The following is a 15897-nucleotide window of genomic DNA, read 5'->3' on the forward strand; positions in this document are numbered from 1 at the left end:
TTACATAATACTAAAATTAGTTAAATAAGCTAGTGTCCCCCGTAAATGACTACTAAGATATACACTGGCGATTGAGTTATTTATAAATTATTCACAAAATTAAACAAATAAGCAGTAATGAGGAAATATTTATGTTTTTATGTGCTGTATATTTATTTTCCTTTTTACAGTTTTCTTTTAGTAATTACACTTCTCCAGGGAAGAATATACTCTATTGCCTAGTAATGATCATTTATAAATATACATTTTTAGGAAGAGGGTACGTCTATGACAGCTTATGATAAGACAAAAAAGGGCTTGGAAACAACTTTAAGAGGAAAAGGTATTCTGTCAAACCCTTTTATTAATAAAGGGGTTGCTTTCACTAAGGAAGAAAGAAATGAACTAGGATTGGTAGGCTTGCTGCCATCCCAGGTGCTTACTCTTGAGGAACAAGTAAAAAGAGCTTATGTACAATTCTCCACTCAACCTAGCGATATTCGGAAGAATGGAATGTTATATGATTTGTTTAATAGGAATGTGGTACTGTTTTACCGCCTACTTAAAGACCATCTAAGTGAAATACTTCCGATCATTTACACACCTACTGTAGGAGAGGCCATTCAACAGTACTCCCAAGAATATCACCGTCCAGGAGGTCTATATCTATCTATAGATAATATGGAGGGAATGGAAGATGCATTTAAAAACCTGGACCTTTCATCTGATGATATCGATTTAATAGTTGTTACAGATTCTGAAAGTATTCTTGGAATCGGAGATCAGGGAGTTGGTGGAATTAACATAGCCATTGGCAAATTGGCAGTCTACACTGCAGCTGCGGGAATTGATCCAAGCAGGGTGCTACCTATTGTCCTGGATGTTGGGACTGACAACGAAAGCCTGATTAGTGATCCACTGTATATTGGTAACAGGTTTGGGCGTGTTCGCGGTGATGAATACACCGAATTCATTGATTTATTTGTTAAAAATTCTCAAGCCTTCTTCCCAAGGGTATTACTTCACTGGGAAGACTTTGGAAATATAAATGCACGAAATATAATCGATAATTATGGTGAAAAGATTCTCACTTTTAATGATGATATACAAGGTACAGGTGCAGTAACACTAGCCGCCGTAAAGTCTGCATTACAAGTAACTGGTGTTCCTTTAAAGGAACAAAGAGTTGTTGTTTTTGGTCCAGGTGCAGCAGGAATCGGTAATGCTGATCAGATGGTTGAAGCCATGATTCTTGATGGCATTTCAAGAGAAGAGGCATATGGTAACTTTTGGGCTGTCGATTATCGTGGATTGTTGATAGATGACATTCCGGATGTTTTGAAGTTCCAAAAGTCGTATTGCCGGAAAGCTGAAGAAGTTGAGGAATGGGCTCGGAATGAAGTCGGAATTATCCCATTATTAGAGGTAATAAAAAAGGTTAAACCAACCATCTTAATCGGTACTTCTGGTCAAACAGGAGCTTTCTCAGAAGAAGTTGTAAAAGAAATGGCTAAGCACGTGGAACATCCTATTATTATGCCGATGTCAAATCCGACTCCCTTAGCGGAAGCTGTTCCTGAAGACCTTATAAAGTGGACTCAAGGTAAAGCCTTAATAGCGACAGGAAGCCCGTTTGATGATGTTGACTATAATGGTGTGATTTATACAATCGGACAATCTAATAATGCATATATTTTTCCAGGACTTGGACTTGGTGCAATTGTCGCAGAAGCAACAATAATCTCTAAGGGCATGCTTGCAGCAGCATCATCTGCTGTTTCAAGATTATCGGATAGCAGTAAGCATGGTGCTTCTTTACTCCCTTCAATCAAACAATTGCAAGAGGTTTCTAAATCTGTAGCCATCGAAGTGGCAAAGACAGCCATTGAAGAAGGAGTTGCGAAAGCGGATATAACAGATATTGAAAAAGCAATTACAGAATACATGTGGAAGCCGGAGTACAAAACTATTCGTGGGAAATAAATCCAGATTATTTTGTTGTCTCAAAAGAAAGGGGATCCGTTTTAGGGGATCTCCGTATAAGTCAGTCATAGTAGAATCTTTTAAATAGGACAATTTTTTGGAAAGAGAAGTGCATCTCGAGTGAATATTGGGAATATATTTTTAACATTAATACCAATCTTTTTTACAATTATTATTGGTTATTTGGGTGGCTATTTTAAAGTTTTTAATTCAGAATCGTCCAAAGGGCTTAATACGTTAGTTACAAAATTTGCATTACCTGCACACTTATTCATTGGGATCACGACAACCTCAAAACAAACCTTAATTAATCAATGGTCATTTTTCTTAACTATGACCATAGGTGTTATTGGCTTTTACATTATCCTTTTAATAGTGGCTCGTTTGGTGTTTAAATACGATTTAACTAAAGCATCTATGTTTTCATTAAACGCAACTCAGCCAGCCTTTGCTTTTATGGGGATATCTGTATTAGGCAGTTTGTTTGGGGCGCAAGAGATAGCTATACCTATTGCGATTACCGGTATTGTGGTGAATGCCCTTCTGGATCCATTAGCAACAATAGTTGGTACGGTTGGACAATCCAGATTGGGTAAATCTAAAGATGAAAAAACAAACATTCTAGGTATTGTTTTGCATGGTCTTAGCGAACCGCTTGCATGTATTCCCTTACTTGCTGTTGTATTAACACTATTAGGGTTCCAGGCACCGGATATCATAAAAAATGCGCTTGATCAAATTGGGTCAGTGACATCTGGGGTTGCATTATTTGCTGTTGGTGTAACCGTGGGTATCCGTAAGATTAGCTTACGACCAATTGCTTTTGGTATTTCCATTTTAAAAGTTGTGGCTATTCCATTATTTATGATTCTGGTTGCTCATCTAATTGGCCTTGATCATGCAGATACAATTAAAGCTATTTTGCTAGTATCATTTCCGGGATCTGCTGTAGCTGCAATGATTTCAACTAGATTTGATTCATTATCAACTGAAACAGCATCTTCATTTGTAATTAGTACCATTCTATCTTTAATTACATTACCTATCTATATTTCCTTGTTAATGTAGCCTTCTAAGTATCCATCCTTCTTGGATGGATACTTTTCAACAGAAGTTTGTGAAATACTGAACAAACTTATTATATAACATTAACCTTTTTTTGAAAAGAGTCGATGCTGGCTATTTTTATTTAAAGGGATGGCGCTTGATTAAAGGTGTAAGCCTTGGAAAATGCGTCGCAAATATTATCAATTGTAAAAATTATCTATTTATCAAAAAAAGATTATAATAATAGGATTTGTGTAATTACTTATTCAAATGCAGCAGTTGACCAAATCTAAAATCTAAATCTTCGGTGTACAGGAATCATTTTTTTACTTACAAAACGTAGTCTGTACACAATAATAATTTTTATTAATTGGTAAATTAAAAACCAAATTATCTGATGATCAGGAACGGTTTCAGTTCATTTAGGTGGGACTACGACATAACTGAAAGAATTGTAGGGACATGATTAAGATAGGGCCTTATTTGGGGCTAAGCAATGATCTTATGGAATATTTAGCTGAACCTATACGAATCGAAGTATGGGTTTTTGTTTTGTGATAAAAAGGAATGAAGAATCGAATTCTACTAAAATAGATTATTATTCCTTTGACAATCGCCCGAAACTCCTTTATATTTAGCTAGTACTTTAGTGCTTAAAAGCGTTTCAGTAATTGTAAGGAGTGAAAAGTCCTATCCTTACCTTAGAGAATATACAAAATGAAAGTGGGGAAATACATTATGCGTCTTGAAGATGCAAAGCTAAAACTCTCCTTACCTGAAGCAATTGGGGTTTTGGCAATTCTATTCTTAATTATTGCAACTGGTATCATACATTATGGACTTGCCCCCCATATTCCAATTATAGCGGCAATCCTATTTCTATTTGTTTATGGAAAGATCAAGAAGCTGCCATTTTCGATTATGGAGGCGGCTATCGTCAAAGGTGCAGTTTCTGGTATGGGAGCTATCTATATATTCTTTTTCATTGGAATGCTGATTTCAATCTGGATGGCAAGCGGGACGATCCCTACCATCATGTACTATGGTTTTGACTGGATTTCTGGTGAATATTTCTATGCGGTCACATTTTTGGTGTGTTCGCTACTTGGGCTCTGTATCGGGAGTTCACTTACAACAGCAGCCACAATCGGCGTTGCTTTCATAGGCATGGCGTCGGCGATGGATTTTTCGTTGGCGATCACAGCCGGTGCAATCATTTCCGGTGCATTTCTTGGGGATAAAATGTCTCCATTATCCGACTCGACCAACCTTGCTTCGGGAACGGTTGGAGTACCATTATTTGAACATATCAAAAATATGCTTTGGACAACGATTCCAGGTTTTTTAATATCACTTATTCTCTTCTACTTCCTTTCACCTAATGTCAAACTGGCTCGCGTTGAGGAAATTGAAGCCATGACGAAAGCCCTGGAGATGGAAACGAACATAAGCATATGGAGTTTGATTCCGTTTGCCATCGTTCTAGTCATGGCTTTGAAAAAGGTGTCAGCCATTCCGACATTGTCGGCAGGAATCATTTCGGCAGCCATCGTCGCTTTCATTCAAACTCCTAATTTGACGGTTGCAAAACTAGCAGATATTTTATACGGCGGATTTGTACTCAAGAGTGGAATGGATCAACTGGACTCAATCCTATCGAGGGGCGGCATTGAAAGTATGATGTTCTCCGTTTCGATGGTGTTGTTGGCATTGGCGATGGGCGGACTATTGTTTGAATTGGGAGTGATTCCTTCAATTTTAAATGCGGTCCAGGATTCACTGACGAGTGTAGCGAAAGTGATCTCCGCTACTGTATTTGCAGGAATCAGCGTGAATTTCCTAGTGGGTGAACAGTATTTGTCAGTTATACTGCCTGGGAAAGCGTTTCAGCAGAAATATGAAGATTTAGGCTTACACCCAAAAACTCTTACTAGGGTACTTGAAGATGCAGGAACAGTTGTTAATCCTCTGGTTCCTTGGGGTGTTTGCGGTGTTTTCCTGACACAGGTATTGGGTGTTCCAACCCTTGAATATGCCCCATTTGCATTCTTTTGCTTACTTTGTCCTTTGCTTAGCTTGATTTCAGGCTTTACGAAAATCGGTATCCATTATAAATGAAAAAACAGGCGGTCGGTTTTGACTGCCTGTTTTTTTATGTGATATCCCATAACCAAAGATTGGAGAGAGGGTATGACTAAAACCCCCTGACATGAACAGAAATGTCAGGGGGTGAAGGATTGGATCGTTTATTTTGAAGAAGCGATCTCATCTTTTGGGATGGACACGACTTTCTCTTTCTGTTCAAGTAAATTCATTCGCATTACGACATTTTGGTATATTCCCATTGACAGCATGAGCAGCAGTAAGGAAGATCCTCCATAGCTGATGAACGGAAGGGTGATACCGGTAATGGGAATTAGTCCAGTCGCACCGCCGATGTTGATCCCAACTTGAATGCCAATCATGGATGAGATTCCGATCAATAATAGGCTTCCAAATGGATCTTTACATTTTGCTGAGAGTATAAACCCCCTAAGGACGATAAACCCAAGTGTCAATAGAACGAAGCCTACACCGAATATTCCAAGTTCTTCTGCAATGATGGAAATGATGAAATCCGTATGTGATTCGGGCAGGTACCCGTATTTTTGTACACTGTCACCAAGTCCCACGCCTGTAAGGCCTCCTGATCCTATCGCATACAAGGAATTCACGAGCTGATACCCATTTCCTCCCTCTTGACCAAAAGGATCTGCAAACCCGGTAAATCGAGACACTTTATTTTCAGAGAAAACGGATGAAAAATTTCCTGTCACGATTACTCCTAATGCAAATATTGTAACGAATATCGCAGTAATCAAAGAGAGTTTGGAAATACTCTTAAATGACATTCCTGATGAAAAGATCATCGTACTTGAAATTAGGAAAATGACGGCTGCCGTTCCGTAGTCAGGTTGAATCCCGATTAAAAAACAAATAAATACGAGAAAGAAAATCGGGGGGATGACGGCTTTATCAATGCTATTGATTCGATCCTGCCTTTTTCCGTAAATGGCTGCCAGATAAATGATCATGGCTAACTTGGAAAATTCCGCAGGTTGGACCGATTTTGTCCCTAACTTGAACCAGCTTGTGGCATTTCCTGCTGTATGGCCGAAAATAAATAGCAGCAAAAGGATACCGGCCATTCCAAACATCATAGACATCAAGAAAATTTTGTTTTTGTACATCTTATAAGGAAGAATCATCGTCACGATCATTGCCAGGAATGATATGACAAAGGCCGTTTTTTGTTTCTCGAAGAAGAAATCCATGGACTGGTGGTACCGAGCAACAGCAGTAATCATGCTCGAACTGTAAATCATCACTAAACCAAACAAACAGAGTAATACGACAGCGATGAAAATAGGGAAGTCGTATGCTTTAATTATTCTTTTCATTTGTGCGCTCACCTCAAATATGTATGCGCGAAAAAATCGCCTTCTTATATAGTAACGGAAAATCAGTTATATAGATAATAATTTTTATTCGATAATATGAATTTATCCTCCCAAACCCCATATTAAACACTAAACCCGATAAACTTGACAGCTGCAATTCCCTTTGGTTTCCTATACATTAACTTCGATAGTTGTCGTGAATTCTCCTTTTAATAATGATTATTTTTACTATATATTCCATTTTGGTAGTGCTATTATGGCTAAGAGATTACTATTCAACGTAAATTGGTGAGTGGAATTATTCGATGAACTTCAACAAAAAGTCACACACATATTTAATCTTGACGCGATATACGATTTAGCTATCCCTGAAAAAATTGACCGGCTTGTCAATGTCGTAGGTAAGGACCATGTAAACGAATTTGCTAAAGGGGTAACTAATCTTAAGAGGTATACGTATTTTAGCACCCGTTATGTGGCAGGGAATCGGGAAGGGATTCTTTACGAGCATGAATTGCGCTTTCCGAAAAGCTTTGAGAATCATTATGAACGACAAAATTTGAGGCTGAATTACTTGTCGAGGAGCTTAAAAAGAGATTCCTATTACCATAATCAGGCCCAGGATTGTTAAGGGGCATTCCCAAACAGGGGAAACGATTAAATTCGATGGTCGCCATTTCAACCTTAATTTTCTTGATCCATATATTTCATCGGAGAGGGAAACGGTAGTGAACCTGGTTACAATCGATTATATTATACAGGCTACTTTATCTCCGGCATTATATAATGAAGGCAGGGAAAACCTATCATTTAACTGGTCCCAACCCAAGTAAGGCTAGAGAATTTTATGAACTTTTCGTTGATGAATTGTATAAGAAAGACCAAAAGGCCATATTCCAATTGGACTAAGCCAAGCGCTCCTATCAAGGGTCCTATGAAGGCATATTTAGGACAAGAAGCCCCTTGATTACTTCACTTGGAAAGGACGTTTTGACAGTACTGCAGCCCAAAACGATTTAGTTGCTTCTGGAATCATTTGTCCTGATTTCAGGGAAGTTGTTCCTGCTATGGTCAATTTTTATTTAAAACATAAAAATGATAAGGAGTACCAGATAAGAATTTGGTAAAGAAAGGGGAATAGTTATGGAAAAAATACAAGGCAAGTGGGATGTGTATTCCCCGGCAACAGGTGAGAAGATTGCGGAATTCGTTCCAACGCCACTGACCTCGATCCCTGATATATATAAGAAATCAAGATATGCGTTTAAAGCGTGGTCGAGTCTTCCCATCAAAGAACGGCTGCTATATTTAAAACGGCTTCGATTATTGATGGTTGAAAAAATGGATGAAATAGCTGAAGTTATTTCAAAAGATACGGGAAAAGTAAAAATTGAAGCGCTGGTTGCTGACATTATGCCCACCATTGATGCGATCAAGCATATCGAGAAACATGCAGTAAAAGCTCTTTCCGGACAGAGGGTGTCCACTCCACTCATGCTAATTGGGAAAAAATCCTATGTCCATTTTATGCCCCGTGGAACGGTTCTCGTCATTTCACCATGGAATTATCCGCTGCAGCTCTCCATGGTACCCATTCTAAATGCTCTAGCAGCAGGAAATACAGTCATCGCCAAGCCATCAGAGGTAACTCCTTTAGTTGGGCTGTACATTGATAATCTGTTTCATGAAGCTGGTTTCCCAGAGGGAACTATACAGTTTGCGCATGGGGGGAAAGAATTGGGGGCGGCACTAACTGAGCAAAAACCAGATTATATATTTTTCACTGGATCTGTAAGGACCGGAAAAATGATCGGTGAGGTCGCAGCTAAACAACTTATCCCAACTACTCTTGAGCTTGGCGGGAAGGATCCGATGATTGTTCTGTGTGATGCTAACCTGGAACGGGCTGTGAACGGGGCTCTTTGGGGTGCTTTTACAAACAGCGGGCAAGTGTGTATGAGTGTCGAAAGGGTTTATGTAGAACGTTCCGTTTATAAGGAATTCCTAACGATGCTTAAAGAAAAAGCGAAGTCCATGAGACAAGGGATTCAATTAAACGATGATATCGGTTCAATGACTTTCCCAGCACAAGTTGATATTGTGGCTGGACACCTGGAGGACGCACTGAATAAAGGGGCCATACTTGAAACTGGAACCTCTCCGAAAGAGTGGAGAACGGGACAGACCCACTTCATTCCGCCGACGATTCTGTCCAATGTCGACCATTCCATGAAAATCATGAAAGAAGAAACGTTCGGACCCGTGTTGCCTGTTGTGCCTTTTGATACGGAGGAACAAGTGATTGCCCTTGCAAATGAAAGTGAATATGGACTCAATTCGAGCGTATGGACGATGGACAGGGAAAAAGCAAGTCGGATTGCGTCACAGTTAGTTACAGGAGCGGTGACGATCAATGATGTGCTGATTACTGTTGCAAATCATCATTTACCATTTGGCGGTGCCAAACAAAGTGGCATTGGCCGCTATCATGGCGAGCATGGATTGAAGATTTTCTGTCATGAAAAAGCGATCATGATCGATAAAGGTAAAAAGAATACAGAAATCCAATGGTATCCATATGATGGGAAATATCCGAGGTTTTTATCGTTGTTTCAGAACTACTTTTCTGGAAAACCGAACTGGATCCGTTTTGGTAAAGAATATTTGCAGTTGATTAAATTATCCAAAGGGAAACGAAGAGGATGATCCAAATATAAAAAAGATTGTTATTTTCATAATAAGTGCGTATACTATTAATATACTTAATAACTGATTTTCCTTTCAAAGGGGAGTAGCGTTAGGGTTCGCCCTAAAACAAAGTCGTCATTACGTGAATGGAAACATTCATCGGCTTTGTTGACATGTTTTCATGTTCAGCAAGACCTTTGCCTATACGGCAGAGGTCTTTTTATTTTGCCAATGCCGATAGGGAGAAAATACAAACTATTGGAGGTTGAATGGATGGAAGCATCAATATTATTGGAATATGGTTGGGTCCTTCTTATCTTGGTTGGACTAGAAGGAATACTCGCTGCGGATAATGCAGTCGTCATGGCTGTCATGGTTAAACATTTACCAAAAGAACAACAACGAAAAGCCTTGTTTTATGGTCTGATGGGAGCTTTTGTTTTCCGCTTTGCAAGTCTATTCCTTATTTCCTTTCTTGTCGACGTGTGGCAAGTTCAAGCGATCGGTGCCATTTACTTACTTTTCATTGCTTTTCAGCACATTTACAAAAAATACGTTGGTAAAGGTGAGAAGGAAGTCACAAAACCTAAAAAGCAATCTGGCTTCTGGTTGACCGTGGTAAAGGTTGAAGTTGCTGATATCGCTTTCGCAATCGATTCCATGTTGGCTGCCGTTGCACTGGCTGTTACACTTCCTGCAACAGGCTGGATGAAAGTCGGCAGTATTGACGGAGGGCAATTCGCCGTTATGTTCCTCGGTGGTATGATTGGATTGATCATTATGCGGTTTGCAGCAAATGCATTCGTGAAATTGCTTCATCAGCGTCCTTCACTTGAAACGGCAGCATTTTTGATTGTAGGTTGGGTTGGGGTGAAGTTAGCAGTATATACACTCGCACACCCTTCACTGGCTGTCATCGATCATCATTTCCCTGAATCAACTCTTTGGAAATCGATATTCTGGGTCGTATTGATTGGAATTGCCGTAGGTGCGTGGATCATTTCAAGCAAAAAAGAAAAAAAAGAGAATCAAATACAGGAAGCATAAAAAAACAGGCGTGCAAGTTTACGCCTGTTTTTTTATCTTCTTAATGTATTTATGGAGATGACCCACACAAGACCAGGGATGTTTGCGAATGATATGTTAAAAGATGTGAATATTAAATTCCGATTAGAAAAATGACAATTGTCCCATTGATTTGTACAATGATCCTGTAAAAGATATTTTACTGTAATTGCACTGTAATAAACGAGAAGAAACTAAGTATTTTATCATATGGATATATTATGTGATTTCATTTATATTGCAAAAATAGTTCTTTTAGCACTGTCTTTTAGACTCCCTCCGCTTAAGATAAGTATGTTGATGCGTATTTTTGTTCAACAGGAGCGAGGTGAGCAAATGCTTGGATTGATGTTTACAGCATTCAAAAAAAAGCGTTCTTTAGAAGAAACCGTATTGAAAATTCAACAAGGCGATATAAGCCTTCGTAATGATACTATAGAGTCTTTCAAACCTTTTATTGCAAAAACCGTCTCATCAATCTGCAGACGTTACATATACGAATCAGATGATGAATTTAGTATTGGAATGATTGCTTTTAATGAGGCAATCGATAAATATTCCCCGGAAAAAGGCCGTTCTTTATTGGCATTTGCCGAAACCCTCGTTAAACGAAGGGTTATAGATTATTTAAGAAGCCAGTCGAAACGGAAAGAAGTCCTTTTGGATTTATCTCTGAATGATGATAATGATCAAAGCCATATATATATCGATAATGAAAATTCCATGAATGAATACGAGAAGCAAAAGGAATCGGAAAGAAGAAAAGAAGAAATTCACCTTTATATAAGCCATCTACAGGATTTTGGTCTGTCATTTGAGGATTTAGTCGAAAACTCTCCAAAACATGCGGATGCCAGGAAGGGAGCTATTATGATTGCTAAATTGTTAATGGAAGATGACGAACTGAAAGAAATCCTGTTTGCAAAAAAGCGGCTGCCAGTAAAGCAGCTTGAAGGAAAAGTGGATGTAAGCAGAAAAACGATTGAACGGAACAGAAAGTACATCATTGCTGTGGCAATCATAATAAACGGAGATTTTTTGTACTTGAATGATTATATAAAAGGGGCTATCAATGGATGAAAAAAGGAGTAATTCTTTCAGTTAATAAGCGTTTTGTAACCCTATTGACCCCCGAGGGTGAATTTCTAAAAACCAAAAGGCAGGAACGGGAATATGAAGTAGGTGAGGAAATCACTTTTTCGCCTATTAAACAAAAGGTCACTTTCGCCTTTCCCAATTTTAATTCATCTTTCAAAAAAAAGGCCGTGCTAAGCATTGCCTCCACTTTCCTGATTCTCTTTTCGTTTCTTCCATCCTATTTCTCTGAGCATGTATCGGCATACATGACAATAGATGTGAATCCCAGCATTGAATTGGAGCTTGACCATCATTTAGAAGTTCTCAAACTTAGCGGTTTAAATGAAGACGGCAAGCTTGTGATTGGTCAGCTGAAAGATTGGAAAGGTAAGGACATTAAAACGGTTACAAACCGAATCGTCGAAACGACGAAGCAACTTGGATATCTGAAAGAAAAAAAACAAATAGTCGTTTCCACAACGATATTGGATAAAGATAAAAAATTGGATAAGAACTTAAAAAAAGAGATAAAAGAAATATCAGAACAGAATAATGTTTCTAATACGAAGATGAAAGTGATTCAGGCAACAAAAAGCGATAGGAAGCAAGCAAGGGAACAAGGCATATCCACAGGTAAGTATGTCGAAAAGAAGTTAAATGAAGATAAAGAGAAGGTAAAAGTCAATACGAGGGAGTCTGCACCAGCAACGGATAAAAAAGTAGAGGAAAAGGTTGTTATTCCGAAAGAGCAGAGCGAAACGCTGAGTACAGAAAAAAAATCGGTTGAGGAAAAGAAAAAAGAGAACAATACAACAAATGAATTAAAGCAAAAGTCGGTAAATGAAGCAAAACCAATTGAACAGAAAAACTTAGGAACACCATCAGACCAAAATAAGGGAAAAAACAAAAGTGAAGATAAAAATGGAAAACGGAATGAGATAAATAACTTTAAGGAAAAAAGCATGGAATCAAAAGGAAAACCTGTCAGCAATCAAAATAATCACAGCAACCAATTAAAGGACAAGCAGAAAAATGAAAAGGAAGATAAAAGGCTTGATGGGAAAAGATATACATCGGTCAATGAAAAGGGAAGAGAAAGAGAACAGAATAATGGCGATCATATAAAGTACGAAAATAAAAATAAAAAAGATAAACAAGATAAAATAGTGATAAAAGTTAAACAAGATTGGGATAAGTGGAAAAAGGGTAAGGGCAATAATGGAAACGGACAAGGGAATAATTAAAAGAGTCCAGCACGGAGCTGGACTCTTAGCCATGGATATTCAATTGTGATAGTAATTATTGACCTTGACCTTTAAGCTGAGATTGAGCTTGTGCTACAAGTCGTTTCGTAATTTCTCCGCCAACTGAACCATTGGCACGTGCTGAAGTATCGGAACCTAGTTGTACACCGAATTCTGATGCAATTTCATATTTGATTTGTTCTAATGCTTGTTCGATTCCAGGAACAAGAAGGTTGTTACTGCTGTTAGCCATTTGAATCTCCCCTTTACTTTTTCAACGGCTTTTGCCGCTGTAATGATAGTATAAGTAGAATGCGGAGTTTTACTTATAGTAGCGGAATCAAACTTTTTGGTAAACCTGCCTTATTGTTGTAAGTAAGACAGTTTTAAAAGAGAATGGAAAAAAGAATGAAAAAAGGGTAAACTAGATTTTTAATGGTTATGTGATTCACATAACTATAAAGGAGTAAGAAAGGAAACTCTTTATGTTTGCTATCAAAAAAATATTATCAAAATTAACACCAGCTCAGCTTATCGTCGGTTATTATGTTTTGGCAGTCAGCATCTCGACCGTACTGTTGAGTCTGCCAGTCGCTCTTAAGCCAGGCGTGGAGTTTGGATTCATGGATGCTTTATTCACAGCCGTAAGTGCAGTTAGTGTAACAGGTCTAACAGTTGTAAGTTTGCCCGAAGTGTATAATGAGGTAGGCTATTTCATTCTGATGTTCGTTCTCCAGTTTGGCGGGATTGGCATCATGACACTCGGAACCTTTTTCTGGCTAATATTGGGCAAGAAGATCGGTTTGAAGGAAAGGCAATTGATCATGACCGATCAAAACCAATCGAATCTTTCGGGCCTTGTTAAATTATTGATTCAAATCATTCAGATATTCCTCGTTATTGAAATGATTGGTGCCCTGGTTTTAGGTATTTATTTTTTGAATTATTATCCAAACTGGAAAGACGCCTTCTTAAATGGCTTATTTTTGGCAGTCAGTTCCACTACCAATGCCGGTTTTGATATCACCGGTATATCGATGATTCCTTTTAAAGGGGATTACTTCGTACAGTTCATCACGATTATCCTGCTTACCCTTGGAGCCATTGGGTTTCCGGTCTTGATCGAGTTGAAAGAGTTTTTGTCCAATAGTGCCCGTACTTATAAGTTTCATTTTTCTTTGTTCACGAAGCTGACATCAGTCACTTTCTTTTCCCTTATCATTGGGGGGACGATCCTGATTTACCTTCTGGAAATGAATGGGTTATTTAAAGGAAAGAGCTGGCATGAATCGTTCTTCTACTCGTTATTCATGTCCTCCAATACGCGAAGCGGAGGGTTAACAACAATGAATGTGAGTGACTTTTCGGAACCGACCCTTTTATTGATGAGCATATTAATGTTCATTGGGGCATCCCCAAGCTCAGTCGGGGGAGGGATCCGCACAACCACTCTGGCTATCATGATTCTGTTCTTATGGAATTTCATGAGGGGAAGGCGATCCATCAAAGTGTTCAAACGGGAGATTCATCCAGATGATATCCGAAAAGCGACAGCAGTTATGATCATGGGTTCCTTCCTGTGCATATTGGCCATCTTCATTTTATCGATTACCGAGAATTTCACTTTAACCCAAATCATTTTTGAGGTATGTTCGGCTTTCGGTTCAGTTGGCCTTTCGATGGGAATCACGCCTGATCTCAGTAATACCGGTAAAATTGTCATTATGATCATTATGTTTATTGGCCGGGTCGGGATAACGTCCCTGCTTTATATCATAGGCCATAAAGAAGTTACGGAAAATTATCATTATCCAAAGGAACGCATCATCATTGGGTAAATGATTTAAGTTGAAAAGAGACCTTTCCATCGAGGAAAGGTTTTTTGCGTTGTTTGCAGGAATAAAAGGTAAAATGTTGAAGTTTACCTATAAGTGAGTTTTTTACCGTTTTAATATACAGTATATGCATAATTTGAACCCTTACTTGCTGGAACTCCGTCGGATGAAGTTTAAATCATTAGTAAAGGAGGTGGAAAAAATGAACAAATATACTGGAAGGATCATTGTCCCTGCCCTGTTCTTCATATTGATATTGCCCTATTTAGGGTGGCTGGGCCATGAAGAACGCAGGTTTTCCGCCTTTGCAGGAATATATTTACTCGCCATTCTATCCATTGCTTGGTGTTTGGGTGCTATCTATGATAATAAACGGAAAACGATAGCTATATTGCAAGATAGCGAAGGACGTTATCGCATCTTCTCCAAGTACTCCAAAGAATTGGTCAATAGCTTCAATGAGGTTATTTTTCAAACGGATGATAAAGGAAAATGGTTGTATTTAAACCCAGCATGGAAATCGATGAGTGGTGCGACGGTGAACGAATCACTTGGGCTTCACTTTTCTAAACATATGGATATGACATCTTATCAGGACGTATTAAAGGCCTTTGCGGAATCCTTTCATCAAGGAAATAAATATTTTCGAGTGGACATTAAACTGAATGCGAAAAAAGGGACCAGTTGGGTTGAAGCATTCGTTAAACTAATATACGATGACGCAGGGAAATTCATAGGGACGGCAGGCATATTGTCGGAAATTAATGAACGTAAACATGCAGAAGAAAAGCTTGTTAGCCTAAACGAACATTTGGCAATCACATCAAGCAAGTTATCAACGGCTGCACAACTTGCGGCAGGGATTGCACATGAGGTCAGGAATCCGATGACAGCCATAATGGGGTTTGTAAAGTTGATTAAAGATGGCGGTGCTGATAAAGATGAATATTATGATATTATTTTTTCGGAAATAAATCGAATCGAGCAAGTCCTGAATGAACTTTTGCTGCTTTCGAAACCCGCGGAGGCGGTTTTTCTTGAGAAGGATTTAAAAGAAAGCTGTAACCATGTCGTTACACTGTTGGAGACAAATGCCGTATTGAACAATATTCAAATTCATAAAAATTACGATACAGAACCCATTTTTATTTACTTTGATGAAAACCAAATCAAGCAAGTATTAATAAACATGATAAAAAATTCCATAGAATCGATGCCGAATGGCGGAAATATTTTTGTGAGCGTAAACGAAAAAAATGGGGAAGTTTTTTTGAGCATTTTGGATGAAGGGGAGGGTATCCCGGAAAACTCCCTTCAAAAAGTAGGAGAACCATTTTTCACTACAAAAACATCAGGAACGGGATTGGGTCTTTCCGTTTGTTTTAGAATCATCGAAAAGCACGGCGGAAAAGTGTTCATAACAAGCGAACTGAAAAAAGGTACGAAAATCGTTTGTGTATTCCCCGCAGTCCTACCAAGTGATTATAACGGGAAAGAAAAATGTCCAGATAACGGGACAAGAACGACATGAAAATATAT

At 38.6% G+C, this 15897-nt stretch carries 13 protein-coding genes; 11 read left to right on the forward strand and 2 right to left on the reverse strand.

Annotation, left to right across the window (positions count from 1 at the left end):
• Nucleotides 1-267 precede the first annotated feature (267 nt).
• From UP17_RS06610 to nhaC, 3 genes are all read left to right on the forward strand, one after another.
• On the forward strand, nt 268-1962 hold the full coding sequence (locus tag UP17_RS06610) for an NAD-dependent malic enzyme (protein ID WP_061462207.1): 1695 nt from the start codon (nt 268-270) through the stop codon (nt 1960-1962).
• 120 nt (nt 1963-2082) lie between these two features.
• The gene (locus UP17_RS06615; RefSeq protein WP_061462208.1) at nt 2083-3030 is read left to right on the forward strand and encodes an AEC family transporter; all 948 of its coding nucleotides are present in this window, start codon (nt 2083-2085) and stop codon (nt 3028-3030) included.
• Nucleotides 3031-3747: 717 nt separating this feature from the next.
• Complete coding sequence (gene nhaC, locus UP17_RS06620) at nt 3748-5127, forward strand: Na+/H+ antiporter NhaC (protein WP_061462209.1); 1380 nt, start codon at nt 3748-3750, stop codon at nt 5125-5127.
• Between the two features lie 128 nt (nt 5128-5255).
• Here nhaC and UP17_RS06625 read toward each other — a convergent pair whose 3' ends face one another.
• Nucleotides 5256-6449, reverse strand: a complete 1194-nt coding sequence (locus tag UP17_RS06625) for an FtsW/RodA/SpoVE family cell cycle protein (protein WP_061462210.1) — start codon at nt 6447-6449, stop codon at nt 5256-5258.
• A gap of 292 nt (nt 6450-6741) precedes the next feature.
• Between UP17_RS06625 and UP17_RS06630 the strand changes: the two genes are divergently transcribed.
• From UP17_RS06630 to UP17_RS06650, 6 genes are all read left to right on the forward strand, one after another.
• Nucleotides 6742-7080, forward strand: coding sequence for an SDR family oxidoreductase (locus UP17_RS06630; protein WP_061462211.1), 339 nt, complete (start codon nt 6742-6744; stop codon nt 7078-7080).
• A complete protein-coding gene (locus UP17_RS29685; RefSeq protein ID WP_434218694.1) occupies nt 7073-7282 on the forward strand; it encodes a hypothetical protein in 210 nt (69 codons plus the stop codon). The genes UP17_RS06630 and UP17_RS29685 overlap by 8 nt, the downstream gene beginning before the upstream one ends.
• Before the next feature lie 310 nt (nt 7283-7592).
• Entirely contained in the window at nt 7593-9155 is a 1563-nt protein-coding gene (locus tag UP17_RS06635) for an aldehyde dehydrogenase family protein (RefSeq protein WP_061462212.1), read from the forward strand.
• Between the two features lie 255 nt (nt 9156-9410).
• Nucleotides 9411-10184: a TerC family protein gene (locus UP17_RS06640; RefSeq protein WP_061462213.1), complete on the forward strand. Its 774-nt coding sequence runs from the start codon at nt 9411-9413 to the stop codon at nt 10182-10184.
• 354 nt (nt 10185-10538) lie between these two features.
• Entirely contained in the window at nt 10539-11282 is a 744-nt protein-coding gene (gene sigI, locus UP17_RS06645; RefSeq protein ID WP_061462214.1) for an RNA polymerase sigma factor SigI, read from the forward strand.
• Nucleotides 11279-12523 carry an anti-sigma factor domain-containing protein gene (locus UP17_RS06650; RefSeq protein ID WP_061462215.1) on the forward strand — a complete coding sequence of 415 codons (1245 nt, stop codon included), beginning with the start codon at nt 11279-11281 and terminating at the stop codon, nt 12521-12523. The genes sigI and UP17_RS06650 overlap by 4 nt, the downstream gene beginning before the upstream one ends.
• Before the next feature lie 55 nt (nt 12524-12578).
• On the opposite strand, the gene UP17_RS06655 is transcribed toward UP17_RS06650, so the two are convergent.
• On the reverse strand, nt 12579-12776 hold the full coding sequence (locus UP17_RS06655; protein ID WP_061462216.1) for an alpha/beta-type small acid-soluble spore protein: 198 nt from the start codon (nt 12774-12776) through the stop codon (nt 12579-12581).
• A gap of 232 nt (nt 12777-13008) precedes the next feature.
• Here UP17_RS06655 and UP17_RS06660 point away from each other — a divergent pair, with 232 nt between their 5' ends.
• Together UP17_RS06660 and UP17_RS06665 are read left to right on the forward strand one after the other, a co-directional pair.
• Nucleotides 13009-14361 carry a TrkH family potassium uptake protein gene (locus UP17_RS06660; RefSeq protein WP_061462217.1) on the forward strand — a complete coding sequence of 451 codons (1353 nt, stop codon included), beginning with the start codon at nt 13009-13011 and terminating at the stop codon, nt 14359-14361.
• 199 nt (nt 14362-14560) lie between these two features.
• Entirely contained in the window at nt 14561-15889 is a 1329-nt protein-coding gene (locus tag UP17_RS06665; RefSeq protein WP_061462218.1) for an ATP-binding protein, read from the forward strand.
• Nucleotides 15890-15897: the final 8 nt, after the last annotated feature.

The sequence above is a fragment of the Peribacillus simplex genome (assembly GCF_001578185.1).
In the GTDB taxonomy this organism is placed as follows: domain Bacteria; phylum Bacillota; class Bacilli; order Bacillales; family DSM-1321; genus Peribacillus; species Peribacillus simplex_A.

Bases quoted from the DNA above. Each gene is read 5' to 3' on its own strand.
- UP17_RS06610 (WP_061462207.1), top strand. From the start codon at position 268: ATGACAGCTTATGATAAGACAAAAAAGGGCTTGGAAACAACTTTAAGA.
- nhaC (WP_061462209.1), top strand. From the start codon at position 3,748: ATGCGTCTTGAAGATGCAAAGCTAAAACTCTCCTTACCTGAAGCAATT.
- UP17_RS06625 (WP_061462210.1), bottom strand. From the start codon at position 6,449: ATGAAAAGAATAATTAAAGCATACGACTTCCCTATTTTCATCGCTGTC.
- UP17_RS06635 (WP_061462212.1), top strand. From the start codon at position 7,593: ATGGAAAAAATACAAGGCAAGTGGGATGTGTATTCCCCGGCAACAGGT.
- UP17_RS06640 (WP_061462213.1), top strand. From the start codon at position 9,411: ATGGAAGCATCAATATTATTGGAATATGGTTGGGTCCTTCTTATCTTG.
- sigI (WP_061462214.1), top strand. From the start codon at position 10,539: ATGCTTGGATTGATGTTTACAGCATTCAAAAAAAAGCGTTCTTTAGAA.
- UP17_RS06650 (WP_061462215.1), top strand. From the start codon at position 11,279: ATGAAAAAAGGAGTAATTCTTTCAGTTAATAAGCGTTTTGTAACCCTA.
- UP17_RS06655 (WP_061462216.1), bottom strand. From the start codon at position 12,776: ATGGCTAACAGCAGTAACAACCTTCTTGTTCCTGGAATCGAACAAGCA.
- UP17_RS06660 (WP_061462217.1), top strand. From the start codon at position 13,009: ATGTTTGCTATCAAAAAAATATTATCAAAATTAACACCAGCTCAGCTT.
- UP17_RS06665 (WP_061462218.1), top strand. From the start codon at position 14,561: ATGAACAAATATACTGGAAGGATCATTGTCCCTGCCCTGTTCTTCATA.